This is a genomic window from Neobacillus rhizosphaerae, assembly GCF_937468385.1.
GTDB classification, from domain to species: domain Bacteria; phylum Bacillota; class Bacilli; order Bacillales; family Cytobacillaceae; genus Neobacillus; species Neobacillus rhizosphaerae.
Genome location: NZ_CALBWS010000004.1, coordinates 41,628 through 66,825 on the forward strand (window position 1 = coordinate 41,628; position 25,198 = coordinate 66,825).

25 protein-coding genes are annotated in these 25,198 nt (G+C 44.0%); all 25 read right to left on the bottom strand.

Annotated features, from left to right (window positions below):
* Window positions 1–5 precede the first annotated feature (5 nt).
* The 25 genes from M5A78_RS05345 to M5A78_RS05465 all read right to left on the bottom strand — a co-directional run bounded on the left by M5A78_RS05345 (window position 6) and on the right by M5A78_RS05465 (window position 25,034).
* Entirely contained in the window at window positions 6–1,517 is a 1,512-nt protein-coding gene (locus M5A78_RS05345) for an NADH-quinone oxidoreductase subunit M (protein ID WP_248734253.1), read from the bottom strand.
* On the bottom strand, window positions 1,514–3,382 hold the full coding sequence (gene nuoL, locus M5A78_RS05350; protein WP_248734254.1) for an NADH-quinone oxidoreductase subunit L: 1,869 nt from the start codon (window positions 3,380–3,382) through the stop codon (window positions 1,514–1,516). Before nuoL ends, M5A78_RS05345 begins: the two co-directional genes overlap by 4 nt.
* Before the next feature lie 188 nt (window positions 3,383–3,570).
* Window positions 3,571–3,885 (bottom strand): NADH-quinone oxidoreductase subunit NuoK, encoded by a 315-nt coding sequence (nuoK, locus tag M5A78_RS05355; protein WP_248734255.1) that lies wholly within the window; start codon window positions 3,883–3,885, stop codon window positions 3,571–3,573.
* The gene (locus M5A78_RS05360; protein ID WP_248734256.1) at window positions 3,882–4,400 is read right to left on the bottom strand and encodes an NADH-quinone oxidoreductase subunit J; all 519 of its coding nucleotides are present in this window, start codon (window positions 4,398–4,400) and stop codon (window positions 3,882–3,884) included. Before M5A78_RS05360 ends, nuoK begins: the two co-directional genes overlap by 4 nt.
* Window positions 4,397–4,816: an NADH-quinone oxidoreductase subunit NuoI gene (nuoI, locus tag M5A78_RS05365; RefSeq protein ID WP_248734257.1), complete on the bottom strand. Its 420-nt coding sequence runs from the start codon at window positions 4,814–4,816 to the stop codon at window positions 4,397–4,399. The genes M5A78_RS05360 and nuoI overlap by 4 nt, the downstream gene beginning before the upstream one ends.
* 88 nt (window positions 4,817–4,904) lie before the next feature.
* Window positions 4,905–5,909 (bottom strand): NADH-quinone oxidoreductase subunit NuoH, encoded by a 1,005-nt coding sequence (gene nuoH / locus M5A78_RS05370; RefSeq protein WP_248734258.1) that lies wholly within the window; start codon window positions 5,907–5,909, stop codon window positions 4,905–4,907.
* Entirely contained in the window at window positions 5,909–7,009 is a 1,101-nt protein-coding gene (locus M5A78_RS05375) for an NADH-quinone oxidoreductase subunit D (RefSeq protein ID WP_248734259.1), read from the bottom strand. Before M5A78_RS05375 ends, nuoH begins: the two co-directional genes overlap by 1 nt.
* A gap of 3 nt (window positions 7,010–7,012) precedes the next feature.
* Window positions 7,013–8,314, bottom strand: a complete 1,302-nt coding sequence (locus M5A78_RS05380) for an NADH-quinone oxidoreductase subunit C (RefSeq protein WP_248734260.1) — start codon at window positions 8,312–8,314, stop codon at window positions 7,013–7,015.
* 3 nt (window positions 8,315–8,317) lie between these two features.
* The gene (locus tag M5A78_RS05385; protein WP_248734261.1) at window positions 8,318–8,830 is read right to left on the bottom strand and encodes a NuoB/complex I 20 kDa subunit family protein; all 513 of its coding nucleotides are present in this window, start codon (window positions 8,828–8,830) and stop codon (window positions 8,318–8,320) included.
* Entirely contained in the window at window positions 8,821–9,195 is a 375-nt protein-coding gene (locus M5A78_RS05390) for an NADH-quinone oxidoreductase subunit A (protein WP_248734262.1), read from the bottom strand. The genes M5A78_RS05385 and M5A78_RS05390 overlap by 10 nt, the downstream gene beginning before the upstream one ends.
* A gap of 537 nt (window positions 9,196–9,732) precedes the next feature.
* Window positions 9,733–10,140 (bottom strand): F0F1 ATP synthase subunit epsilon, encoded by a 408-nt coding sequence (locus tag M5A78_RS05395; RefSeq protein ID WP_248734263.1) that lies wholly within the window; start codon window positions 10,138–10,140, stop codon window positions 9,733–9,735.
* Window positions 10,141–10,160: 20 nt separating this feature from the next.
* Window positions 10,161–11,582, bottom strand: coding sequence for a F0F1 ATP synthase subunit beta (gene atpD, locus M5A78_RS05400; protein WP_248734264.1), 1,422 nt, complete (start codon window positions 11,580–11,582; stop codon window positions 10,161–10,163).
* A 185-nt stretch (window positions 11,583–11,767) separates the two neighbouring features.
* A complete protein-coding gene (gene atpG, locus M5A78_RS05405; protein WP_248734265.1) occupies window positions 11,768–12,625 on the bottom strand; it encodes an ATP synthase F1 subunit gamma in 858 nt (285 codons plus the stop codon).
* Between the two features lie 96 nt (window positions 12,626–12,721).
* Window positions 12,722–14,230, bottom strand: a complete 1,509-nt coding sequence (gene atpA / locus M5A78_RS05410) for a F0F1 ATP synthase subunit alpha (protein WP_248734266.1) — start codon at window positions 14,228–14,230, stop codon at window positions 12,722–12,724.
* A 24-nt stretch (window positions 14,231–14,254) separates the two neighbouring features.
* Window positions 14,255–14,791 carry a F0F1 ATP synthase subunit delta gene (locus M5A78_RS05415; protein WP_248734267.1) on the bottom strand — a complete coding sequence of 179 codons (537 nt, stop codon included), beginning with the start codon at window positions 14,789–14,791 and terminating at the stop codon, window positions 14,255–14,257.
* The gene (locus M5A78_RS05420) at window positions 14,788–15,312 is read right to left on the bottom strand and encodes a F0F1 ATP synthase subunit B (protein ID WP_248734268.1); all 525 of its coding nucleotides are present in this window, start codon (window positions 15,310–15,312) and stop codon (window positions 14,788–14,790) included. Before M5A78_RS05420 ends, M5A78_RS05415 begins: the two co-directional genes overlap by 4 nt.
* A gap of 380 nt (window positions 15,313–15,692) precedes the next feature.
* Window positions 15,693–15,905 carry a F0F1 ATP synthase subunit C gene (atpE, locus tag M5A78_RS05425; RefSeq protein ID WP_024027595.1) on the bottom strand — a complete coding sequence of 71 codons (213 nt, stop codon included), beginning with the start codon at window positions 15,903–15,905 and terminating at the stop codon, window positions 15,693–15,695.
* A gap of 66 nt (window positions 15,906–15,971) precedes the next feature.
* Complete coding sequence (gene atpB / locus M5A78_RS05430; protein ID WP_248734269.1) at window positions 15,972–16,685, bottom strand: F0F1 ATP synthase subunit A; 714 nt, start codon at window positions 16,683–16,685, stop codon at window positions 15,972–15,974.
* A 19-nt stretch (window positions 16,686–16,704) separates the two neighbouring features.
* Window positions 16,705–17,085: an ATP synthase subunit I gene (locus tag M5A78_RS05435; RefSeq protein ID WP_248734270.1), complete on the bottom strand. Its 381-nt coding sequence runs from the start codon at window positions 17,083–17,085 to the stop codon at window positions 16,705–16,707.
* Between the two features lie 6 nt (window positions 17,086–17,091).
* Entirely contained in the window at window positions 17,092–17,310 is a 219-nt protein-coding gene (locus tag M5A78_RS05440; RefSeq protein ID WP_248734271.1) for an AtpZ/AtpI family protein, read from the bottom strand.
* Between the two features lie 328 nt (window positions 17,311–17,638).
* Window positions 17,639–19,915 carry a S8 family serine peptidase gene (locus M5A78_RS05445; protein ID WP_248734272.1) on the bottom strand — a complete coding sequence of 759 codons (2,277 nt, stop codon included), beginning with the start codon at window positions 19,913–19,915 and terminating at the stop codon, window positions 17,639–17,641.
* Window positions 19,916–19,947: 32 nt separating this feature from the next.
* Window positions 19,948–20,928 (bottom strand): nuclease-related domain-containing protein, encoded by a 981-nt coding sequence (locus M5A78_RS05450; protein WP_248734273.1) that lies wholly within the window; start codon window positions 20,926–20,928, stop codon window positions 19,948–19,950.
* Between the two features lie 508 nt (window positions 20,929–21,436).
* Window positions 21,437–22,066, bottom strand: coding sequence for a uracil phosphoribosyltransferase (upp, locus tag M5A78_RS05455; RefSeq protein ID WP_248734274.1), 630 nt, complete (start codon window positions 22,064–22,066; stop codon window positions 21,437–21,439).
* Window positions 22,067–22,198: 132 nt separating this feature from the next.
* Window positions 22,199–23,164 carry a DMT family transporter gene (locus M5A78_RS05460; protein WP_248734275.1) on the bottom strand — a complete coding sequence of 322 codons (966 nt, stop codon included), beginning with the start codon at window positions 23,162–23,164 and terminating at the stop codon, window positions 22,199–22,201.
* Entirely contained in the window at window positions 23,151–25,034 is a 1,884-nt protein-coding gene (locus M5A78_RS05465; RefSeq protein ID WP_248734276.1) for an NTP transferase domain-containing protein, read from the bottom strand. Before M5A78_RS05465 ends, M5A78_RS05460 begins: the two co-directional genes overlap by 14 nt.
* Window positions 25,035–25,198: the final 164 nt, after the last annotated feature.

Sequence of the window (25,198 nt, forward strand, 5' to 3'; positions counted from 1 at the left end):
CTTCATCACCCTCCTAACCCAAGCATGATTGTTTCCAGTGTCGTTTGAAGCGGTGCGCTTAAAACACTTGGGTAAACGCCGATTAATACGATTAATACAAAAAGAACAACAACTGGTACGAATTCGACGCCCTTCAGGTCAAGGACGCCAGTAAATTCACGGTGTGCCTTGCCGTAGGTCATCCCAAGGACAGCGCGCAACAAGTAAGCGGCCGTCATGATAATGCCGATGGTACCAACAGCGGCAATCCACGGTAATTCTTTGAACAATCCGAGGAACGCCATAAATTCGCTGACGAATCCGGACATACCCGGTAATCCGAGCGAGGCCATTGCGCCGGCCAGTAAGAAGCCTGCGGCAATCGGCATGCCCTTCGCCATTCCGCCCAGATTTTCGATGAGCGATGTATCGGTCCGCTCGTACAATACTCCCACTAGGAAGAATAATAATGCGGAAATCAATCCATGTGAAATCACTTGGAAAATCGCTCCTTGAACCCCAGCCTCGTTCATAGCCGCAAGTCCGATTAACACGATTCCCATATGTGAAATCGACGAATACGCTAAAACCATTTTAAAGTCTGTTTGAATGAACGCTAGAAACGCCCCGTAGAGTAGATTGATGACTCCAAGTACCGCAAGCAATGTCGCAAGAGTCTTAAACTGCTCGGGAAAAATGCCCAATCCAAAACGAATTAATCCGTACGCACCTATTTTTAGTAGAATCCCAGAGTGAATCATGACAACCGCTGGCGGTGCCTGAACGTGCACCTTCAGCATCCAGCTGTGCAATGGGAAAATTGGTAATTTTACTCCAAAGGCCACCAAAAGGGCGATTAATAAGCCAAGCTTCAAGTCACCGGAAAGCGGTGCACTTGGGTCTGCGATAATTTTGGTCAACATTTCAATATTGGTTGTTCCTGTTTTCGCAAACAGAATCATAATGACGATTAAAAGGACAGCTGACCCTAAACCGTTATAAATTAAGAAACTGTATGCTGCTTTTTCTTTTTCAAAATAACCCCATTTTCCGATTAAGAAGAAGGTTGGAATCAGTGTCACTTCGAAGAAGATGAAGAACAAGATTAAGTTTTCCGCGGTAAAAACTCCGAGCATGCCGATTTCTAATAGAAGGAACAGCATGAAGTAGCCTTTCCATTCCTTTTTCACAAACTTTACCGCTGCAATGGCAGAGAGTGTGGCAACGACGGCTGTAAGGACGACAAGCAAAAGCTGAAAACCGCTTAGCCCGAGCTCATAATTCACCGAGAAAAATGGCTCAGGGGCGCCGCCCATGCCGCGAAATTGAATCCACGACTTCGATACAGCAAAATCGGCTAAATCTTTGCCCCACTGAAAGTGCAAGTAAGCAGCAAGCGCAATTAAGAGTGCTGGAATGGTCGCTAAAAAGCCGACCCATTTAATTAGTTTTTCCGATTGTTTCGGCAAAAAGGCCAAAACGACGATTCCTAGTAAAGGGGAGAATACTAGGATTGAAAGAATCGAATGTAAATTCATCGTAAGTACCCCCCTGTTAAGGCAAAGATGACAGCGAGTAGCGCCAGTCCGATAAAGGCGACTGCCCCGTACGTTTGCACCTGTCCGGTTTGCATTTTCGAGCCTGTTTTTCCAAGCCCTTGGACAATCCCGACAACGCCCTTGACAAGTCCTTCGACAACGAAGACATCAATGAACCGTAAGAAGTAGCTGAAGCCTTTCGTGAAGGCGATGACTGTCAGTTGATAAAATTCGTCGACGTAATATTTGTTCAGTAAAATCGTATGCAATGTATCCCCTGTGCCACTTAGCCAATTGCGGGAAAGCGAGCGTTTGAAGTACATCAAGTAAGCAACATAGATTCCGAGTAAGGAAACAACGGTTGCAGCAATCATAATCCAAATTGGACCTTCAATATGGCCATGCCCGAGGGCGGGGTTACCGTCAACGAGCCAGTCCCCAAAGAACGAGCCGAACCATGGTGTGTTCACGTAACCAGCTACAATCGCAAGCACGCCGAGGAGAATCATCGGGAAGGTCATGTTGTTTGGTGATTCATGAACATGTTTCATTTCGCTGCGTGCTTCACCGGTGAACACCATGAAGAACAGACGGAACATGTAGAATGCGGTCATGAATGCCGCAATAAGTGCTAATAAGAAGAGGATTGGATGTCCGCCTTCCCATGCCGCAATTAAAATTTCATCTTTACTGAAGAAACCGGATAATAACGGCACCCCGCTAATGGCGAGTGTTCCGATTAAGAATAATGGTCCGGTCAGTTTTAATTTTTTCCAAAGTCCGCCCATTTCCTCAATGTTCTGCGTATGGACCGCGTGAATGACTGAGCCTGCTGCCAAGAATAGAAGCGCTTTGAAGAACGCGTGTGTCATAAGGTGGAATACACCTGCGACGTAACCACCAGAGCCAAGCGCCAACATCATGTAGCCGAGCTGGCTGACCGTTGAGTAAGCGAGAACTCTTTTGATATCGGTTTGCACAAGACCAATGCTGGCGGCAAATATCGCGGTAAACGCGCCGATGACGGCAATCGTTAACAGTGCGGTTTTGCTAGCTAAGAACAGCGGGAATAATGCAGCGACTAAATAAACCCCAGCGGCAACCATTGTTGCGGCGTGGATTAAGGCCGAAACAGGCGTCGGACCTTCCATCGCATCCGGAAGCCACGTATGGAGCGGGAACTGACCTGATTTTCCAACTGCCCCGATAAAAATCAGGATCGCTGTCAAGGTAATCATGGTGCCTGACACCGCACCTGAGTCGACTGCCTTGAAAATTTCGCTATATTCAAAGCTTTTGGTTTCCCAGAAGAGCAGGATCATGCCGATGAAGAGTCCAACGTCCCCAATACGGGTCATGATGAACGCCTTTTTGGCAGCAGCCTTCGCTTCTTCTTTGTTAAAATAGAAACCGATTAATAAGAAGGAACCGACACCAACAAGCTCCCAGAAAATATAAGTTTGCAGCAGGTTCGGTGATAGGACGAGCCCGAGCATTGCAAACGTAAATAATCCTAAATAGGCATAAAATACTGGAAACCGTTCGTCCCCGTTCATGTACCCCTTGGAGTAGGTATGGACTAAGAAACTTACGAGCGATACGATAAACAGCATTAATGCATTTAATTGATTCACTTCAAAGCCCGCTGTTAGATGCAGATCTCCTATTGTGAGCCATTCAAATTTCGTCATGTAGGTTGGCTCTGAAAAGCGCTCGAATAACACTAGAATCGAGAAGATAAGCGATGCCAGCGTGAAGATAATCCCCACATAGGCACTCGCCTTCTTCAGTCGCTTACCGAATAGAAGAAGGATCAAAAACGATAATAGCGGGAAAAGCGGTATGAGCCATGCATTTTCCATCATTATCACTATCCCCTTTTCGGGCGGTACCTGTCACCACCCGAATTTTGTCGAATGTCTAATTTATGGTGCCTGACACCCTTCGTGGACATTTGTCCGTGTGTAGTGGACGCTTTCACATCGATAGTGTCCGTCCACGGTGGACAAATTGCCGTAAGTGTCTTTTTGTGGTGCCTGACACCTTAAACGTTTTAGTTTTTCATTGTGTTCATTTCGTCGATGTTGACGGTTTTCTTTGTGCGGTACAGGGCGATAAGGATCGCTAGACCGACTGATGCTTCTGCTGCTGCCACACAGATGGCGAACAGGGCAAAGATTTGTCCTGTAATTGACGGTGTCATCCCGTATTTGCTGAAGGTTACGAGATTAATATTCACGGCGTTCAGCATTAATTCGATTGAAATCAAGACGATGACGGTGTTTCTCTTAGTCAGCGCACCGTATAAACCGATGCAAAATAGAATAAGTGCAAGTGCCAGGAAGGCTGAAGCGGGAACTGAGCTCATTCGCTATCTGCCTCCTTCTTCTCGTTTTTTGCCAAAATAATCGATCCGACTAGGGCTACTAATAGTAAAACAGAAGTCAACTCAAACGGAATGATATATTTTGAGTAAAGTTCTTTACCAATTTGCATCGTGTTGTTTTCGTGCAAGGTGGTTGGAACTTGTTCGATATTGAAATTGTAGATACCAATATAAACGGCAAAGGCAAAGCCAACAATCCCTAAAAATACGAGAATCTTTCGCCATTTTCCTGTTTTTGGTTCACTTTCGTCATCATGCTTCGTTAACATAATTCCGAACAGCATGATAATCGTAATCGCGCCTGAATAAATTAAAATTTGCACGGCGGCGATAAATTCTGCGGAAAGCAGAACGTAAATGCCGGCTATCGCTACAAATGTGAAGATGAGGGCAACGACCATATGAACAACCTTTGTAAGGTTCAACAGAAGCACGCCGCCGATGATCGCAACAAGTGCGAGTCCCATAAAAGCGAGGAATTCGCCTGAAAATGTCATGCTTTATTCACCTGCCGTATGTTTTCGTCGTTTTCATCCAACCACTCTAAGTTTTTAAATAACATGTCACGGCTGTATTCAGCGAGCTCGAAGTTATTGGTCATGATGATGGCTTCCGTTGGGCAAACCTCCGTACATAGGTCACAAAGGATGCAAATCTCGAAGTTAATGTCATATGTGTCGATGATTTTCCCTTTTTTCGCTGGATCCGGATGCTTCTTACCAGTCAGATTGATACAATCTGTCGGGCAAATCTGCGCACACTGGTTACAAACAATACACTTCTCCGGATAAAATTTTTGAATACCGCGGAATCTGTCTGGCAACGGCAGCGGCTTGTTCGGATAATCATAAGTAACCTTTTCGCGCGTTAAGTTTTTTAGGGTATATTTCAAGCCTTTTGCTAATCCAAGCACGTTTTTCACCCCTTTTACGTTTTAAAGATGGTTTTTGGTGTCAGGTACCATTTTCCAAATAATGTAATTTAGTGTCAGGCGCCGCACCTTAGAAAAATAATGATTTGATTAAGGCGGTTAAGAATATGTTTGCTAGTGCTACTGGCAGGAGTACTTTCCATCCAAACTCCATTAGTCGGTCGGCGCGGAAACGTGGGAACGTACTGCGCAGCCAAATGTAGACGAAGACGACGACACTGAATTTAAGCGCAAACCAGACGGCCCCCGGGATAAATCCAAGGATGGCGAGTGGCGGCAGCCATCCACCAAGGAAGACGACGGTAATGAGTGCGGACATTGCGAATAAATACACATATTCTGCGAGCATAAAGAAGGCCCAGCGGAAGCCTGAATATTCAACGTGGTATCCAGCTACTAGTTCGTTTTCCGACTCTGGCAAATCAAATGGTGTCCGGTTTAATTCGGCAATCGATGCAATGAAAAAGACGATAAAACCGATTGGCTGTAAAAGAATAAACCAGCCGTGCTCCTGTTTTGCAACGATTTCATTTAAATTTAAGCTTCCTGTTAAAAGAATAACGCCTAGGACGGACATGACAAGCGGGATTTCATATGAAATCATTTGGGCTGCTGCACGCATACCTCCTAAGAGGGCGTACTTGTTATTCGATGCCCAGCCGCCAAGCAGCATGCCAAAGGTTGTTAATCCGGAAACGGCAATATAATAAAGTAATCCGACACCGATATCAGCAAACTGAAATTTGTCAGTGAAGGGCATCGTTGCTAATACCATAAAGGATGGCGCGAAGGCAATTACTGGTGCGATGATAAATAATGGCCGATCGGCTGCTTTCGGAATAATGTCCTCTTTTAGTAAAAGCTTGAGGACGTCAGCGACCGTTTGCAAGAGTCCCCATTTGCCACCTACCTGGTTTGGACCATGACGCAGCTGCATGTAACCCATGACTTTCCGTTCTGCTAAAATTCCGTAAGTAACGAAGCCTAATACGATTAAAAGCAAGACAGCACCGAGTAAAAAGAAAATTCCAAAGTTAGCCCAACCCGGACTTGACTGGAGCAATTCTTCTATCATTAGCCGTCAACCTCCCCAAGGACAATATCAATTGCCCCTAAAATAGCAATCATGTTTGCGATATTTTCGCCTTTTAATAGTTTTGGGAGAATTTGCAGATTATAGAAGGATGGTCTTCTAAACTTTAAGCGATACGGCTCTTTTTTACCATCGCTAGCAATATAGCAGCCAATTTCTCCACGTGGTGATTCAATTCTGACATAGGCTTCACCTTTAGGTGCCTTGATAATCTTCGGCACTTTGGCAAGAATTTGGCCTTCGGCAGGGAATTGCTCAACTGCTTGTTCAAGGATTTTCAATGATTCTTCAATCTCAGAAAGACGCAGATGATAACGCGCAAAAGCATCGCCACTCTCCGCGACCGGAACATCAAAGTCAAAACGGTTGTAAATGGAATACGGCTCGTTTTTACGAAGATCCCATTTCACGCCAGTGCAGCGAAGATTGGGTCCGCTGAGTGAGTAATTAATGGCATCCTCTCTCGTATACGTGCCAATGCCCTTTACCCGGTCTAGGAAGATTTCATTTCCAGAAACAAGGTTGTGATAGCCTTGTAGTTGCTCACGCATATATGGGACAAAATCTCTTACTTTTTCAATCCAACCTTCAGGAGCATCCCACTTCACACCGCCAACGCGCATATAGTTAAAGGTCAAGCGCGCACCCGACAATTCGTTAAGCATGTTAATAATCATTTCACGGTCACGGAACGCATAGATGAATGGACTTGTCGCCCCAAGGTCAAGGATGTAGGTGCCCCACGCTACAAGGTGACTGGCAACCCGGTTCAATTCCATAGCAATGACGCGCAGGAAATCTGCACGTTCAGGAACTTCAATCCCCATCATCGTTTCAACAGCATGACAGATCACATAATTATTCGTCATCGATGACAGATAATCCATCCGGTCTGTGTACGGGATAATCTGCGTATATTGGAGGTCCTCAGCCAATTTTTCCGTGCCGCGGTGTAAATATCCAATGACAGGCTTTGCTTCGGTTATGACTTCCCCATCAATTTTTACCACAAGCCGGAAAACTCCGTGTGTACTTGGATGCTGAGGACCGACGTTTAGTATCATTTCTTCTGTTCTGATCACTCTCTACACCTCCACATCGTACGGCTCATAATCTTTTCGCAGTGGATGGCCAACCCAATCTTCGCCGAGCATAATTCGACGTAAGTCCGGATGTCCTGTAAACTTAATACCTAATAAATCATAAGCTTCGCATTCAGGCCATTCCGCGCCGGCCCAAAGCGGGTGCAACGACTCGATTGTTGGATCATCACGATCAATCTTCACTTTTAAGGCGACAGACTGATGATTTTTGTATGAGTACAAGTGAACATAAACTTCCATATGTGTTTCAAAGTCTGATCCATGAAGTTCAGATAAATAATCAAACCCTAAGAGCTCATTATATTTTAAAAATTGGGCTACTTTAAAATATGTACCACGTTTCGCCACAAGTGTTGGAACATCTTTAGAAAGCTTATTAATATAAGAATCTTCTAGAACATCAGCACCTAAGTTTTCCTCAATAACCTTTCTGTACTTATCTAAGAAAGGCTGGTTTGCAGATGGTTTTGTTTCGGTCTCCGGTATCGACGTGTCGCCAGCTTTTCCTCCAGCTGCTGCTTTTGCTTTTGCTGCTGCCGCGGCCTTTGCCTTGGCTTTTGCTGCCGCAATGGCTTTCGCCTTTTCATCGTCGCCGTCTGAGGCTGCGTCTGTTCCTACTCCGGCTGCTTTCGCCTTCGCTTTCGCTGCTGCCGCTGCTTTTGCTTTCGCTACTGCCGCCGCTTTTTTCTTTGCAAGATCATCATCGGCATCCGTTGCTGAGGCCGGTTCGGCTGCGGTTTCTTCCGCTGGTGCCTCACCCATTGCTTTTCGTTTCGCCGCTGCTGCTGCTTTCGCCTTTGCTACCGCCGCTGCTTTTTTCTTTGCAAGATCATCATCGGCATCCGTTGCTGAGGCCGGTTCGGCTGCGGTTTCTTCCGCTGGCGCCTCACCCATTGCTTTTCGTTTCGCCGCTGCCGCTGCTTTCGCCTTTGCTACCGCCGCTGCTTTTTTCTTCGCAAGATCATCACCGGCATCGGCTGCTGGGGCTGGTTCGGCTACGGTTTCTTCCGCTGGCGCCTCACCCATTGCTTTTCGTTTTGCTGCTGCCGCTGCTTTCGCCTTTGCTACTGCCGCTGCTTTTTTCTTTGCCAAATCATCGGCGTCACTTGCCGAATCTGCTTCTACGGCTGGCGGTGTCGCTGCCTTTACTGGCTCAACCGGGTTTTCAGCTTGCTTGGGAGCCGACGTGCCCGCTGCCTTAGCCTGCCGTTTCGCTGCTGCTGCCGCTTTTGCTTTTGCAACAGCCTCTTTCTTTAACTGCTCAAGGTCTTTTTCCCCACTCATCGGTTAGATCACCTTCTTCCCAGTCTTCGCTTCATAGCGAATCTTTTCCTTTAACTTATTGATTCCATAAATTAAAGCGGCCGGGTTTGGAGGGCATCCTGGTATGTATACATCAACAGGAACGATTTGATCGACTCCTTTAACTACTGCATATGACTTAACATACGGCCCACCTGCTGTCGCACAAGAACCCATTGCGATTACCCATTTTGGCTCAGGCATTTGATCATATAAACGTCGTAAAATCGGTGCCATCTTCTTCGTCACCGTTCCAGAAACAATCATACAATCCGATTGCCGTGGTGACGTCCGGAAAAATGACCCAAAACGGTCCAAGTCATAATTCGCACCACCCACACCCATCATTTCAATCGCACAACAAGCCAGACCAAATGTCATTGGGTAGATCGAACTGCTTCGAGCCCAAGCCTTAATTTGCTCCAGCGTAGTCATAAATACATTTCTCTGTAACTCTTCCATTTCCTTAGGTGAAATAGCGTCTAGTTTTAAATCCATCGTAGCACCTTCTTTTTCCAAGCATACACTAGTCCGATTAATAGCATGATGACAAAAATCAGCATCTCCACCAATGCAAAAATCCCCAGCTTGTCATAAGCCACAGCCCATGGATATAAAAACACCGTTTCCACATCAAAAATAACAAACATTAGGGCAAAAATATAATAGCGGACATTGAACTGTACACGGGAATCGTGAAATGGCTCAATACCGCTCTCATATGTGGTATACTTCGCATCACTCGGAACATGCGGACGCAAAAGCTTACCCAAATATAACGCCACCACCGGCAGCAGTACCCCAAGACATAGGAACACAAAAACTATCAGATAATTATTCTGATATACATTTAAAAGTTCCATGTCCATCCCCTCCAATGTTGAAAATTTTTAAACTAATCAATATTGTAACCGAATTCATTATAGCATTGTTACAAACTCGTGTCGACAAGCCATCTACTTAAAAATGGAATTCAAATTTCTCCAAAATTCCTTATTTAAAGGCTTACAAGAACCGTTGTCAACCCCATAACCATTCGACAACAACCCCTATTTAACAACAATCCACACACAATGTCAGTGAGTTTTGTTATAAATTTTTTATATTTAATTACATTTTTTTATTTGACAACTTTCCTTTTTAAAAAATTCACCTACCATTCTTTTTTCCTCTTCCCCTACCATTCTTATTCTATTCTTTCAATTTCATTCGAGTTTCACATAATCTAGTTCCTCTTTCCCTTCCTTATTATTTGTTCACCTTCGAAAAAGCCAGTCGCCTGAATGGCCTAGGTAGCAAAAACATCTCAGTAAAAACCCCACTTGCCCCCGTTACAACCAAAAAAACCCCTCCGCACAGCAACATGCTGTACAAAGGGGTTTCCCTATTATTTCAAAAAATTAAAATCTTTTTTCCGATACGGCGAGGCGATTGATGGCACGCTGTAACGCAAGCTCAGCACGTCTGAAGTCGATATGCTCGGCCTTCTGTTCGCGCATCCGTTGCTCGGCACGTTCCTTCGCTCTTAGAGCACGTTCTACATCTATGTGAGATGCTGTTTCTGCAGATTGCGCAAGAATCGTCACCTGATCAGGACGGACCTCTAAAAATCCTCCGCTGACTGCGATAAACTCCATCTTACCCTCTTTCTTCAGACGAACGGCACCAATTTGAAGCGGCGCAACCATCGGAATGTGTCCAGGTAAAACTCCGAGCTCACCACTTTGAGCCTTCGTACTCACCATCTCCACATCTGAGTCATACACCGGGCCATCGGGAGTAACAACACTGACTTTAATCGTCTTCATTTTTTACCCTCCTGGCGTACTTAGGCTTCTACACCCATGCGTTTTCCGGCCTCAATCACATCTTCAATGCGTCCAACAAGACGGAATGCATCTTCTGGAAGGTGATCATAGTTACCAGCAAGGATATCTTTGAACCCTTTAACCGTTTCTTTTACAGGTACATATGAACCTGGCTGGCCAGTAAACTGCTCAGCCACGTGGAAGTTTTGCGATAAGAAGAACTGAATACGACGCGCACGGTGTACGACCAACTTATCATCATCAGAAAGTTCGTCCATACCAAGAATCGCGATAATATCCTGTAATTCACGATAACGCTGTAAGGTTTGCTGTACTTTACGTGCTACCTCATAATGCTCTTCACCAACAATGGAAGGTGATAGTGCACGAGAAGTCGACGCAAGCGGATCCACCGCTGGGTAAATACCCATCTCAGAAAGCTTACGCTCAAGGTTCGTTGTTGCATCCAAGTGCGCGAAAGTTGTCGCCGGAGCCGGATCCGTATAGTCATCGGCTGGTACATAAATCGCTTGGATTGAAGTAACAGAACCTACATTAGTAGAAGTGATACGCTCTTGCAAGCGGCCCATTTCTGTAGCAAGTGTTGGTTGGTAACCAACGGCAGATGGCATACGGCCAAGTAACGCGGAAACCTCAGAACCTGCTTGCGTGAAGCGGAAAATGTTATCCATGAAGAACAACACGTCCTGTCCTTGCTCATCACGGAAATACTCAGCCATCGTCAAACCAGTCAAGGCTACACGCATACGTGCACCTGGCGGCTCATTCATCTGTCCAAATACCATCGCCGTTTTCTTGATAACGCCGGAATCCGTCATTTCATGAAAAAGGTCATTACCTTCACGTGTACGCTCACCTACACCGGCAAATACCGAAATACCACCGTGCTCTTGAGCGATGTTATTAATTAACTCCTGGATTAAAACCGTTTTACCTACACCGGCACCACCGAATAGACCGATTTTTCCACCTTTAATGTATGGAGCAAGCAAGTCTACTACTTTAATACCCGTTTCAAGAATTTCTACCTCTGTAGAAAGATTTTCAAACGTTGGTGCTTCACGGTGAATCGAATCACGGCGAGCGCTCGCTGGAACATCTTCCACAAGGTCAATCGCTTCACCTAAAACGTTAAATACACGGCCAAGGGTCACATCACCAACCGGTACCGAAATTGGCGCACCTGTATCAACCACTTCTAAACCGCGTGTTAAACCATCAGTAGAAGCCATCGCAATCGCACGAACTGTATCATCACCTAAATGAAGGGCTACTTCAAGGGTTAAGTTGATATCAACTTCTGATGCATTATGCGCTTTACTTACAACCTTCAACGCATTATAGATCTCAGGAAGATTGCCGCCGTCAAACTTCACGTCAACTACCGGACCCATAATCTGAAGAACGCGTCCATTGTTCATCGTTTTCCCTCCTAACATACTCTTTCAAACCTATCTAAGCCTCGGGGCTCTTCTTTTTTTCAAAAAATATAGCAGACTCAAAGGCAGCACAGCCTTCGACTCCGTTTAAACCAAAGTAAATGGTGTCAGGCACCAAATTAGAATTATTATTGTCTAGTGCAAGCGGCCTAGGCGCTTTCGTTTTTCTATTCTAATGCAGCCGCACCGCCGACAATTTCCGCGATTTCTTGTGTAATCGCTGCTTGACGGGCACGGTTGTATTTAAGCGAATAGGATTTAATCATTTCCTGTGCATTATCAGTCGCATTTCTCATGGCTGTCATCCGGGCAGCATGCTCACTGGCTTTACTGTCTAAAAGCGCACCATAAATTAAGCTTTCCGCATATTGCGGCAGGAGAACTTCTAAAATTTCTTCTGCTGACGGCTCAAATTCATAGGAAATCAGCTTATGAGAAGTCGATAAATCCGCAAGTGGAAGCAGCTTCTTCTCCGTAACCTCCTGTGAAATCGCACTTTGATAATGACTGTAGTAAACATATAGTTCATCGAACGTTCCATCCGCAAACATACCAACTGTTGAGCTGGTAATATCTTTAATGCTTTCAAAGCTTGGCTGGTCTGACACCCCGACGATTTCGAGGATTACATTCATGCCGCGCTTCACAAAAAAGTCACGTGCGACTCTACCAATGGCAATAATCGCGAACTCATCATTCGATTGATGACGGCTTTGGATTGTTTGATGAACTTTACGAATCACGTTACTGTTAAAGGCACCTGCAAGTCCGCGGTCGCTTGTCATGACAATATAACCGGTTTTCTTAACGGGACGATGCTGCAACATCGGATGATTCACACCGCCTGCGCCAATTGCAATCGACGCCGTTACTTCCTGGATTTTTTCCATGTAAGGAACGAATGCTTTTGCATTCATTACGCCACGGTTCCATTTAGCAGCGGAAGTCATTTCCATCGCTTTCGTAATTTGACTCATCTTTTTTGTAGAATTAATACTATTTTTTATATCGCGTAAGGAAGCCATAGGTTCTCACCACCCTCATTCAAAGAATGTCTGGCTCCGGTGTCAGGCACCAACTCGTGCGCCTAACACCTTCACCGTTCTAAATGTCAGACCCTATTATTCGGAAACTGCAAACGTCTTTTTGAAGTCGTTGATTGCAGAAGCCATATCGTCATCAGAAGGAAGGTCCTTCGTTTGTGTAATATGGTCTAACAACTCTTTGCGGTTGTGGTCTAACCAGTTATGGAATTCAGATTCAAAACGACGGACATCCTCTAATGGAATATCATCAAGGAAACCGCGTGTTAAGGCATAAAGAATTGCTACTTGCTTTTCAACCGCAAGCGGCTTGTTTAGGTCCTGCTTTAAAACCTCAACTGTACGGGCACCACGAGCAAGCTTGGCTTGTGTTGCTTTATCAAGGTCAGAACCGAACTGAGCAAATGCTTCTAATTCACGGTAAGAAGCAAGATCAAGACGGAGTGTACCGGCTACCTTCCTCATCGCTTTGATTTGCGCGGATCCTCCTACACGAGAAACGGAAAGACCTGCGTTGATCGCTGGGCGAACACCGGAGAAGAAAAGGTCTGATTGCAAGAAAATTTGTCCATCTGTGATGGAGATAACGTTTGTTGGAATATAAGCAGAAACGTCACCTGCTTGTGTTTCAATAAATGGTAAGGCTGTGATCGAACCAGCACCAAGTGTATCGTTTAATTTAGCTGCACGCTCAAGTAAGCGGGAGTGTAAGTAGAATACATCCCCTGGATATGCTTCACGACCTGGAGGACGACGAAGCAACAAGGAAAGCTCACGGTAAGCAGCCGCTTGTTTAGACAAATCATCGTATACGATTAATACGTGTTTACCTGCATACATAAACTCTTCAGCCATTGCAACGCCCGCATATGGAGCTAAGAAAAGAAGCGGTGCTGGTTGTGAAGCAGATGCTGACACAACGATTGAATATTCCAATGCACCATTCTTACGAAGAGTTTCAACTGCATTACGAACCGTTGATTCTTTTTGACCAATGGCAACATAGATACAGATCATATTTTGACCTTTTTGGTTCAAAATTGTATCGATGGCAACAGATGTTTTACCTGTTTGACGGTCACCGATGATTAACTCACGTTGACCACGTCCGATTGGAACGAGCGAGTCAATCGCTTTAATCCCTGTTTGCAATGGCTCATGAACGGATTTACGAGCCATAACCCCAGAAGCAACAGCTTCAACAGGACGAGTTTTTGTTGAATGGATTGGACCCATTCCATCGATTGGTTGTCCTAATGAGTTAACAACACGGCCGATTAACGCCTCACCAACTGGAACCTCCATGATGCGTCCTGTACGGCGAACCTCGTCACCTTCACGAATTTCGGTGAAAGGTCCAAGGATGATGATACCGACGTTATTTTCTTCCAGGTTTTGTGCCATACCCATAACGCCGTTCGAAAATTCAACAAGTTCTCCAGCCATGACATTGTCGAGGCCATGAACACGAGCGATACCGTCACCTACGGAGATAACTGTACCGACATCAGTCACTTGAATTTCTGCCTGATAGTTTTCGATTTGCTTTTTTATCAGGGCACTGATTTCTTCAGCTTTGATGCTCATGAGTTTCACCCCTATCTACGAATCTTAGGTTAACAATTTACGTTCTAAACGATCGAGCTTGCCACGCAAGCTACCATCATATATACGATTTCCAATCCGAAGGCGCAGACCGCCGAGAAGGTTGGAATCTACGATATTTTCAATTCTTAGTGATTTCTTGCCGACTTTTGCTGCAAATACAGCCGATAATCCGTCACGCTCAGCATCTGTCAATGCACGTGTGCTGTGTACCTCTGCCTCAGCAATGCCCATTTCATCATTGGCTAGCTGAATAAATTCATTGGCCACGTCGATGATTTGGTCTTCGCGGTGACGGTCAATCAAGATTAACAATGTATTGAGTACATAGACATTAATTGTTGCAAAAGCCTGTGTTAAAATCGCCTTTTTCTTGTCCAATGACAGTTTGGAAGATTTTAACAGGGCCTTAAATTCTGGATTGTATCCGACAACTTCTTTCACTACACGAAGTTCTTCTTCTATTACTCCAAGAAGCTGTTGTTCTTTGGCAATTCGGAAAAGAGCCAACGCGTAGCGCTTTGCTACCATGGAGCTACTCATCGCTCTTCTCCTGCCTCTTGAATATATTCATTAATGAGTTTATCTTGATCTTGTGCGCTCAATTCTTTCTCAATTACTTTAGAAGCAATTAAGACTGATAATGATGCAACCTGTTCGCGAATCGCGGCAACTGCTTTTTCTTTTTGCTGCTCAATTTCAAGTTTCGCTGATTCCTTTAGACGTTCAGCTTCGCCGCGAGCTGTAGCAATGATTTCTTCACGCTGAAGATCGCCTTGCTTTTTAGCAGATTCAATCAAGTTTTGTGCATCTGTGCGAGCTTCTTTTAACATATTTCTTTGTTCTTCTACTAATTTCGCTGCTTCTTTACGGCTATTTTCCGCTGCTGTGATTTCATTTGCGACATGCTCTTCACGCTGCTTCATTATACCCATTAACGGGCCCCACGCGAATTTTTTCAGTAATACCATTAAAACGATAAACATTAGTAGTTGGAAAACAATATCACCGTAATTGATACCAGTGTGCGCTGCTGCACCTAATACTAGACTGCTTGTAAACACCTCGGGTTCACTCCCTTCAAGAGTCATTCCTTTATATAGAAAACCTATATAGGGTTCCACGCCACCATCGACAATGGAACTACAATTCATTCAAAGAACCAATCTAACTTAATAAAGGCGGTGTGAGCAGAGCAGAGCTTCAGGTCATTCGAGGCGAAAATGTATTTTTTCACCACGATTGGATATATTGATTCATTTTTGCGGCGCTCCGCCCCTTATCCACAAAACCATCATTTTCATTCGTCATTTCACTTATTTAAGTGAAGGTTCCATCCGTTTTTGTGTTTTTCAACATTGCCCTGATGAATATGGACATAAACGAATGGCGAAGGTTCTCACGGAAATGATCTTCGCCATTTTGGAACGTTTATTAGTTAATATTATTTACCTTGAACCATGAACGCGATAACAACCGCGATGATAGGAATCGCCTCTACTAACGCAACCCCGATAAACATTGTTGTTTGAAGCATACCGCGAGCTTCTGGTTGACGAGCGATACCTTCAACTGTTTTAGATACGATAAGACCGTTACCGATACCGGCACCTAGTGCTGCTAAACCGATTGCAATTGCTGCTGCTAAAAGACCCATTTGTAATTTTCCTCCTTAAAATGTATAAAATATTTTATTTTTTTGTCCATAGAATGAACGGTTATATTAATGGTCACTGCTCACTTTGTGAGACAAGTAAACCATTGTTAACATGGTAAAAATAAATGCCTGGATGGCACCGACAAAGACTGAGAAGCCCTGCCAAGCCAGCGTTGGTATGATTGCGGCTATCCATCCGCCTGGACCAGATGCTGCAAGACCACCTGCCAGTAAACCTAACAAAATTTCACCCGCGTAGATGTTTCCGTAAAGACGGAGACCGAGAGTCAGAGTATTTGCAAACTCTTCAATGATTTTGATTGGGACCATAAACCAAAACGGCTTAAAAAATTCTTTCCCATATGCCGCTGCCCCTCTCATTTTTACACCATAGAAATGGGATAACCCTACCACTAATACGGCAAGCGTTAACGTCACAGCTGGATCAGCTGTTGGTGATTTCCACCAAAGTTCGCCGTTAACTGAGACAGAAAATGGTAATCCCAGCATATTGGCTACAAAGACATACATAATGATCGTTATTCCGAGAACATGAAATCGTCCACCGTCTTTCCAATCCATCGTGCTGTTAATAATATTCTTAACAAAGTCCATGACCCATTCCATAAAGTTCTGGAACCCAGTCGGTTTCATGGCTAGTTTTCGAGTGGATAGAACGGCAATTAAAAAGACAATGACAGTTGCAACGGTTATCATCAAAACATTTCCCATGTTAAATTGGAGCCCAAGAAATGTTCTTATCGGAGCTTCGTGTTCCAACAATATTCACCTCGCTTCCTCATTTTTTATGTATTTTTAATGCTGTGAAATAAAAAAAATCTATTATAATGACAATATAGGATGTCATTAACCCTATAACCATAGTGATTAAACTAAAATGCTCAGGATACCTCATGGCAATCATTACAGCCAATGCCGCCGTCGCAAACCTTGAAAAAGATCCGAGTGATCGTACCTTTTTCCCTTGTGATACAGCATCCCCAAACTTGTCCATCTTTCTTACCATTAACCACAAATTAAAAAGGCTCAAACTCGTCCCAAGCACCAATCCTAAAAAAATAGATTGATAAGACGTGAACCCCCAGCCGAGTACATAAATAGATAATAAAGAAAACATCCATCTTCGTTGTCTTGCAAACATTAATTGAAGTTCCGGCATGGTTGATTAATCTCCTGTAAAGAAATGACGGATCGATATAAATATGAAATATATACCTGCCGCGAGTCCGATGAACAATCCGATTATTAAGAAAATTGGTTCTGTGCCTAAGTAACTATCCAGCCATCTTCCTGAAAAAATACCGATAAGAGTGGCTCCCACCAATTGTGAGAGAATTGCGAACATTAGGGCCATCGCCTTAAATGAATTGCGGTCTTTTTGCATCCTTTTCTCCCCCACATTTAAGAGAATCGGCAACGGACAACGAGGTATTCGGGCAATATGACAAAGCTGTTCACAATATGAAAATCAATATGAAAACCCTATCATTTACACCCTTTGTTAGCATACAATAGGCACCTTTCAATGTCAATGAGTTTACGTGAATTAATCCACAAACAATTTCCCGTAAATTCTTCCATTATAACATTCTGGTTTACACTATTATTGTATTGGAAATTTTTAAAGTTTTATGGCTAATTTGTGTCTATTCTGTGAACGTTTTTTCGATCTTTAATTAATATCTTATTGATGCAAGTAGACTAGTGGCCGACTAGTCTACTTTTTCTCCAATGCTGATCATCCTGTCAATAAAATCCTCCTTATTTGCCTTCTTCGCAAAAATCTTCACCAGGTACGTCCCTGGGGCCGGTAGCTGTTCACTGGGTATCTCTTTTTTGATAAGCCCCTTATTCAGATTCGTGCTCGTATCCAAAAAGCCGACAAATCGGTAGTCCTCTGGGTTAAACAAGGCAATCCCAAACTCCTCCGCCCCGCCTGGCAAATACACCTCATACCTGTACCTGCCTGGTTTATCTCCCTCCGCAAACTCAAAACCCATCACCCGTGGATAGTCCGGCTCCTCAAGCACATACAGATACGGAATTTGAATGATCCTCCCACCAGCCAGTAGACTGAGGTAACCATCATGGATTTTCCCTTTAAATATCTGCGGGTCGACCATTAACTCCACCGTGACATCCTTGGATTGCTTCGCCTCCAAGGCAAACGCTAACGGAAACCTCCAACTTAACCCATCTACCTGCTTGGGAATCGCAAACGAATAGCGCTGTGGTTGGTTACTCGTATTTTCAACATGCAAAAAAGCTTTATGTGAGTGTCTCTTGTCCGAAAACTTCCCGAACCTGATGCTGCTCGGCGAAACGAGTGAAGAAGCCTTGATGGCCTCGTCCACCTGAATTCTGCCGGCTCCCTGCTCAAAGGTGCGGTAATAGCTAGGTTCGTCACCACTGGCCGCCCGGCTGTTCCCGGTGTCGGACCTACTTTTCCCAGTACCGCTATTCCTCCGGTCAAGTTTCGTCGTCAGTTCCGCCTTTTTCACGAGCGGTTTTGCTGTATTCATCAACGCCGCCTTGATTTTCTCAGGCGTCCAGTCTGGGTGTGCCTGCTTGATTAACGCGCACGCCCCGGCCACATGCGGTGCCGCCATACTCGTCCCCTGCAAGCTTAGGTATCCGCCCGGAATCGTCGAGTTGATCGCCACCCCCGGAGCGACAACGTCCGGTTTGATTTCCCACGTCCCCGTCACAGGCCCCCGTGAACTGAAATCCGCCAGCAAATCCCGTGCTTCGCTGACCATGACCTTTGCTGTGAGACTTCGTTTTTTTAATTCTTTTTGAAAAAAAACTCCGTCACCTTTCGAGAGTGATCCGACAGGGATGGTCAGCTGAGTATCGAGGTTACCCATGAAGCCCCCACTCATATTATTGTAGATAAGAACAGCTGTGGCCCCCGCTTGTCGTGCATTTTCTGCCTTTTCCGCAAAGGTTAATGTCCCCCTTTTTATTAAAGCGATCTTCCCTAGGACATCCTTTAATTCACTTTTCCTGCCCAGCCCCGCGTCGACCATGTCTAGGGAACGATCAAGCACCCAGTTGGCCGAGCCCTCCATTGGCTGAATCCGGACAATCCCCTGCGTTCCTTCTATTAATAGGGATGGAATTTCTATCGTGGGAGTAGAGGCCCCGACAGAGATGGCCTTTGAGGCTGTCCCCGGTGAACCGACGGTCCACACATTCGGTCCGGAATTTCCTGACGCTGCCACGGCAACAATCCCTTTATCGACCGCTTTGTTTAGTGCGAGACTAATCGGCAGATCGGGTCCGTTGATATCGTTCCCGAGCGAAAGATTGACAATATCCACTTTATCTTTGATGGCTTGATCAATCGCTGCCAGCACCTGCTCCGTTGTCCCGCCGCCCCCTGGTCCGAGCGCCCGGTAGGCAACAATTTTTGCCTCGGGCGCAACACCTTTTATTTTTCCATTGGCAGCAATAATTCCGGCAACATGGGTGCCGTGGATGGTTGCCTGCCCGATGGCCCGCGTTTCCATCGGATCTCGGTCATTGTCGACGAGGTCATGCCCGCCAGCATAGTTCCTTTTCAGGTCGGGATGGGTGTAATCCACCCCGGTATCGATAACGCCGACGGTCACCCCTTTTCCGGTGAGTCGTTTATTTTTGATGTCAAAGAAACCGCGCACCTTATCGCCGCCGATAATTTTGACACTTTCCTCGGTTTGCACTTGGTATTGCGTAACCGGCGCGACGTTGAGGATTTGTTTTTGCTCGGCCAGCTTTGCGATTGATTCTGGGCGGCCCTGTACGGAAAAACCGTCGAGAGCTTCACGAAATACCCGGCGCAATTTGATGTCCTTATAGGGGCTGATGAGCTGGTTGATTTCTTGTTCGGATTGTGATTTTTCCAAGAGAACAATTGCAATTGTGTCCTCAGTTGGTTTCGGTATTGGTGGGTGGATGAGTGTTTTTGGTATATGAATCGAGAGAAGGATGGCGATTAGAAGTTTCATGTGACGAATTCCCCTTTTTTCATATCGTTTTCTTATAAAGGAGAAAGTATGCAGTCGGGCGGGATAAAGTATTGAGTGGTGCGTCCTGTACCGGTCGAGGGAAGACTTAGTGAATGGAGTAAATTTTTGGCCACACCTCTTTGCTCAATCAGCAAGAATTCCTGGAACTGTTTTAATGTCATGGGTGAGTTCATTAACAGAAAATAATCTCTAACTGTCTGTAAATGAGCATCCTTTGAGTAAGTTTTACAATCGGGACAATACCATGCTGAAGAAACTCTGATTATCGGAATCGCTTTACAGGTCGGGCATTGTACACCACGGATGATATCAGATTGGGAGATTCCATAGGTTTTGAGGATTTCAGGATATGAGGGGATATTTTCCGATAGGATATAATCACAAAGTTTGTTAAGTGCTTTGCCTTTAAAGGCTGGGCTGTTATATTTAGCAGCAATTTGAGCCACTTTTTCCTCTAAATATTCCGCATAAATGATGTGTTCAAATATAGACTCATTACCTTCATTTGTTCTTACAATGGTTGAGTTTTTACTAAAAACAACTAAATACTCGATTGGCATTGGGGGAATTTTATGTTTTATCATCCAACTTATTAATTGGGTTCGATGCCGCCTAGCTTGTGTCAGTGGATTGGCGATCCCTTCTTCACTATCTTTATAGGTTCTGACTACGCCTTTTGTATACTTGTCAAAAAAGAGTGTCCCTGTTATATTCTTTATTTCTATAACCAATCCAAACATTTGTGAAAAAATAAGACTATCGATTTGAAAGGTATTGTTACATTTCAGACGAAGGTCGTTGATGATCCTATATGGTTCATCTGGCAAATAGGAAAGATAATAATCCACATTTTTCTCTCCCGAATATCCCGTTTTCCAATTAATTAGTTCCTTTTCAATATCCTTGAATCTTGAATGAAGTTTATCTATCCTCCGAAGAAGTGCCTCCCGTTGTAAAAGTGGTATTGGAACCTTCCTTTCATTTAAAATCATGCCTACTCCTCCTTTTTTGTCTTCAACCTCTAATTTTCCTTATTCAGAAGGAAAACCCCTTCCACTTAATTGGCAATTTTTTGTGAACGTTTTTCAGTTTGTTGAAGTTTGTAAAGTAACGGTAATTTTTTCGCTCATTTGGGAAGAAAAGTCCTTTTTTTAAAGGATTTTTGACGGGGCAGTATTTTTGATAATAGAAATCGTCATTTTCTGAGGTAAATGGGCTGGTTTTTGACCCACTTATTTAGCTTGAAAAGTCGATTGGCTGATTTTTCGGAGGTTTTGGCTCATTTTTTCACTAGATTGGCTCATTCTCAGTAGGGAATGGCTCATTTTTTCATGTTATTGGCTCATTTTTCAGGAACATTGGCTTTTTTACCAATTAAACCTAAATATCACCTCTTTTTTTCAAAAAAAAAGTGCCGCTAGCCAATACAAATTAACACCCACAGGGGTTAATGTTCCCAACAAAAAAAGCCGAGCGAACTCGGCTTTTCCCAAAAAACACTTATTTCGTCCCAAACAATCGGTCGCCGGCATCGCCCAAGCCTGGCACGATGTAGCCGTGGTCGTTCAATTTTTCATCCAAGGCGGCGATGTAAATATCGACATCCGGATGCTCAGCCTTCACAGCCTCCACGCCTTCAGGTGCGGCAATCAAGCACATGAATTTGATATGTTTAGCACCGCGCTTTTTCAAGGCATGGATTGCATCAATAGCGGAACCGCCTGTTGCTAGCATCGGGTCGACGACGATGAAGTCACGCTCTTCGACGTCACTTGGAAGCTTCACATAATATTCCACAGGCTTTAATGTTTCTGGGTCACGGTATAATCCGACATGGCCTACCTTCGCAGCCGGGATTAATTTCAACATTCCATCGACCATGCCAATTCCAGCGCGCAGAATCGGAACCAGTCCTAGTTTTTTCCCAGAAAGAACTTTTGACTTTGTCATGCAAACCGGTGTTTCAATCTCAATATCTTCAAGCGGCATATCCCTTGTGATTTCAAACGCCATCAGTGTTGCCACTTCGTCAACCAGTTCGCGAAACTCTTTCGTTCCCGTATTTTTATCACGTATGTAAGTAAGTTTGTGCTGGATAAGTGGATGATCGAAGACGTATACCTTTGCCACAATAATCGCCCCTTTTTTCATAAAATATTTGCTCTAAGAAACACTTCGTCTAATTTTACAGAAAAAAAATGCATTGAGCAACTCGTAACCCCTTTTTCAAAAAGAAAACTTGCCGACAAATGTCGGCAAGCTTTATGCAACCCTACTACTTAATTCTGGTTCCTTTTTATCAACCACGACCGTCAATACGGCACCTGCCATGATGAACACTGCAAAAACAATATTTTTCAACGAGAAATCGCCATGTAAGAATAATACATCTAGGAAAATCGCAAAGGCAACGTAAGAGATATTCAGTGACATTGCCCGAACGGGGCCGATGAGCTTAATGGCTTGATAATAGAATACGTAAGAAAGCGTTCCAAACATTGCAATGAGTCCAATAAACCAGAAAGTCTTAGTTGATGCCACTTGTACGGTTAATGAGTGGCCGACAAAGATAGGAATAATGATGACAGCAAAGATCACAGCTGATGTTAATTGGCGAATGAACAGGGCTTGTAAGGGGCTAACTTCATCATCCTTCATCCCATAAGCCGAAATAACCGATTCCATTCCCCAGCCAAAAATACAGAATATGATAAAAATAAATCCGATAGAAACCGATGTTCCGGTAATTAAATTTCCGGAATAGCTGAGGGCAATGGTGAAGCCAATACTAGTCAGCAGCCCTACCCAGTTTTTCAAAGAAAGCTTGTCACGTAAAATTAAAAAGGCAAACAAAGCCCCGACTGCCGGGAAAATTGATGAAATCGAAGCGGTAAACGATGCGCCGATTTTCTGAACGGATAGGACATAAAAGGTCATCCCGACCGGTCCGCCAAGCGTGGCGGCGAGTACAACCCACCAGCCGCTTTTCGTCTTCAGCTTGCGAAAGGATTCACCTAGTTCTCCTCTGACTGCCATTAACAGCATCATCCACAGAGAAGAAAATGAATCGTGTAAAAAAGTACTTAATAATGGCGCTGCTAAAACAATGTCACTAAATTTTAAAAAGGTGGTCGAAGATAAGGCATAGCCAATTAAAATTGTATCAATTGCCCACGTTAATCCTGCACCTAAGCCAATGGAAACGCCCTTTGCATTAAATTTTTCCAAGTATCTCATACCCCTTATAATGATTTTGGTATTCCTGTAAATTATTTTGTGCTCGGGTAAAACGAGTGAAGGCATAGGATCCAAAATCTTCTCCACCTGCTTCCTTCATCAGTGCCCAGATGGTCCAAAGGAAATCAAGGAAAATCTTATTCAATAACAGCTGCTGTAGGCCTGCTGTTGTGACATCTCCATTGAAATATTCCAGCAAGAATAGCTTTTCCTCAGCCGGAGACAGTTCTGCTTCAATGATGTATGCCGCTACATCCCAAAGCGGGTCGTTCATACCGGAAAATTCCCAGTCAATCAGGAACATCTTCTCTTCGCCGCTCTTAACGAAGTTTTCAGCAAGTGGATCATTATGGCAGGGAACAGGCTTAATGTTTAACGATTTGTAGTATTCCTCAAGCTCAAGAACTTGCTGTTTTACTGCATCATGTCCGTCAAACAATACACCATTTAGCACTTCTAAGAGTGTTTCATATTCGGTAATCTTTTCAAACACATCAAATCGGGCGTTAAAGGTTTCACCTGATGTATGCAATGTTTGAAAAATACCGGCTACCTGAATCAGGTTATCTTCTCTTGTACCTGTTTTCGGATTTAGTGTTTCGGCATCAGGGATAAACCTGACAATTTTCAAGCCAGTTTCAGCATTAAAATAAATCACCTCTGGATTAATTCCTAGCAGGCTGGTGATTTCTGAATTTACCTTTTCATCAAGACGATTGATATATTGTTCCGTGCCTTTTCCCGGAATTCTCGCCGCGTACTCCTGGCCGGCAACGGTCACTTTAAAGTTGCGGTTCGTCAATCCCCCAAGCGCTTCGACAGAGGTTACCTCATCGATCCCCATATTCAAAGCAGTAGCAATCACTTGCTTTAATTCTCGTTCCTTAAATTCTGCTTCTTTTCGCTGGAGCATTGGGTAAAACTTATCAACAACTTTAAAATGGTGTTCATAGCTATCAATTTCAGCCCAAACGAGGTCAGCAATTTTCAAAAAACTAACATTGATAATCCGCGATACATCCAAGAGGATATATTCGTAATTCACATAAGGATTTTTATTGGTTTCAAATAATTGCAGCATTTCCTTATAGACTTCATAAGAAAACTTAGTAATCCCGGTCATTTCCCCATCAATCCGGTTTAGCTGATGAATGTCCTTGGAGATTTTATAAAGGTAATTATTTTGAATTTCAATAAAGGCTTCATCCCCAAAGCCGCTTTCTTGTGTCACAAGCAGACAATCTCTTTCCTCATGGTTGAGAAGCTCGGTGACCGCACTTTCTTCAATTAGAATATCATCTTCCAAAAGAATAAAATCATCAGTCAGCAGTTCAGAAGCGGTGGCGAGCGAGGCCATGCTGCCTGTCCATAGGTATCGTGGATTTTCCACAAAATGAATGGCCGGATTTTCCTTCAAGGCTGTTATTTTATCAAAGGCTTCTTTTTTATAGCCAGTGACGATGATGATTTTTTCAATCCCATTATTCTCAAGGATGCCGATGTTTCTCTCCAAAAGGGTGGTATCCTTGATTGGCAACAAACAGGCGGGTTTATCAAATTCAGCTTTTGTCCCTGCAGCTAGAATGACCGCCTGCTTGACTATTTTTCTTTCATTATTATGAATGATGACCTTTGTTCCATGAAGCTGGTCTAATTCATTTTTTAAGTACTCTTTACCATTTTCAGTTACCTCATAATGGTTGGCTTTTCCTGATTTTTTGATGACAATCATTTTTTCATCTGCTAGTTGATTTAGCATGTAATTGACTTTTCCAACTGAAAGGCTGCATAGTTCTGCTAAAGACCTTTGTGAGATTTTAGAATTCTGTGTAAGAGCATCTAACATTTGAAATCGATACATTTTGGGATCTCAACTCCTAGCCGTTCATTTTTTGAACAACCGAATTTTACCATATTATATTAACTCTGTATAGGAAAATTTTTCAACAATTCAATCATGTGTTTCAACTCTTACCCTATCATGGAAAAAGCGGTGTGAGCTGGGCATAATCGTTGGGAAAAACG

Bases quoted from the DNA above. Each gene is read 5' to 3' on its own strand.
- M5A78_RS05415 (WP_248734267.1), bottom strand. From the start codon at position 14,791: ATGAGTAGCTCCATGGTAGCAAAGCGCTACGCGTTGGCTCTTTTCCGA.
- M5A78_RS05345 (WP_248734253.1), bottom strand. From the start codon at position 1,517: ATGAATTTACATTCGATTCTTTCAATCCTAGTATTCTCCCCTTTACTA.
- M5A78_RS05445 (WP_248734272.1), bottom strand. From the start codon at position 19,915: ATGAAACTTCTAATCGCCATCCTTCTCTCGATTCATATACCAAAAACA.
- M5A78_RS05435 (WP_248734270.1), bottom strand. From the start codon at position 17,085: ATGCCGGAACTTCAATTAATGTTTGCAAGACAACGAAGATGGATGTTT.
- atpE (WP_024027595.1), bottom strand. From the start codon at position 15,905: ATGGGTCTTTTAGCAGCAGCAATTGCAATCGGTTTAGCAGCACTAGGT.
- M5A78_RS05385 (WP_248734261.1), bottom strand. From the start codon at position 8,830: ATGGATTTAAAACTAGACGCTATTTCACCTAAGGAAATGGAAGAGTTA.
- nuoK (WP_248734255.1), bottom strand. From the start codon at position 3,885: ATGAGCTCAGTTCCCGCTTCAGCCTTCCTGGCACTTGCACTTATTCTA.
- M5A78_RS05360 (WP_248734256.1), bottom strand. From the start codon at position 4,400: ATGACATTTTCAGGCGAATTCCTCGCTTTTATGGGACTCGCACTTGTT.
- M5A78_RS05440 (WP_248734271.1), bottom strand. From the start codon at position 17,310: ATGCAAAAAGACCGCAATTCATTTAAGGCGATGGCCCTAATGTTCGCA.
- nuoL (WP_248734254.1), bottom strand. From the start codon at position 3,382: ATGATGGAAAATGCATGGCTCATACCGCTTTTCCCGCTATTATCGTTT.
- M5A78_RS05380 (WP_248734260.1), bottom strand. From the start codon at position 8,314: ATGAGTGGGGAAAAAGACCTTGAGCAGTTAAAGAAAGAGGCTGTTGCA.
- M5A78_RS05395 (WP_248734263.1), bottom strand. From the start codon at position 10,140: ATGAAGACGATTAAAGTCAGTGTTGTTACTCCCGATGGCCCGGTGTAT.
- M5A78_RS05465 (WP_248734276.1), bottom strand. From the start codon at position 25,034: ATGTATCGATTTCAAATGTTAGATGCTCTTACACAGAATTCTAAAATC.
- atpA (WP_248734266.1), bottom strand. From the start codon at position 14,230: ATGAGCATCAAAGCTGAAGAAATCAGTGCCCTGATAAAAAAGCAAATC.
- M5A78_RS05390 (WP_248734262.1), bottom strand. From the start codon at position 9,195: ATGGAACTTTTAAATGTATATCAGAATAATTATCTGATAGTTTTTGTG.
- atpG (WP_248734265.1), bottom strand. From the start codon at position 12,625: ATGGCTTCCTTACGCGATATAAAAAATAGTATTAATTCTACAAAAAAG.
- M5A78_RS05450 (WP_248734273.1), bottom strand. From the start codon at position 20,928: ATGATTTTAAATGAAAGGAAGGTTCCAATACCACTTTTACAACGGGAG.
- atpD (WP_248734264.1), bottom strand. From the start codon at position 11,582: ATGAACAATGGACGCGTTCTTCAGATTATGGGTCCGGTAGTTGACGTG.
- nuoH (WP_248734258.1), bottom strand. From the start codon at position 5,909: ATGATAGAAGAATTGCTCCAGTCAAGTCCGGGTTGGGCTAACTTTGGA.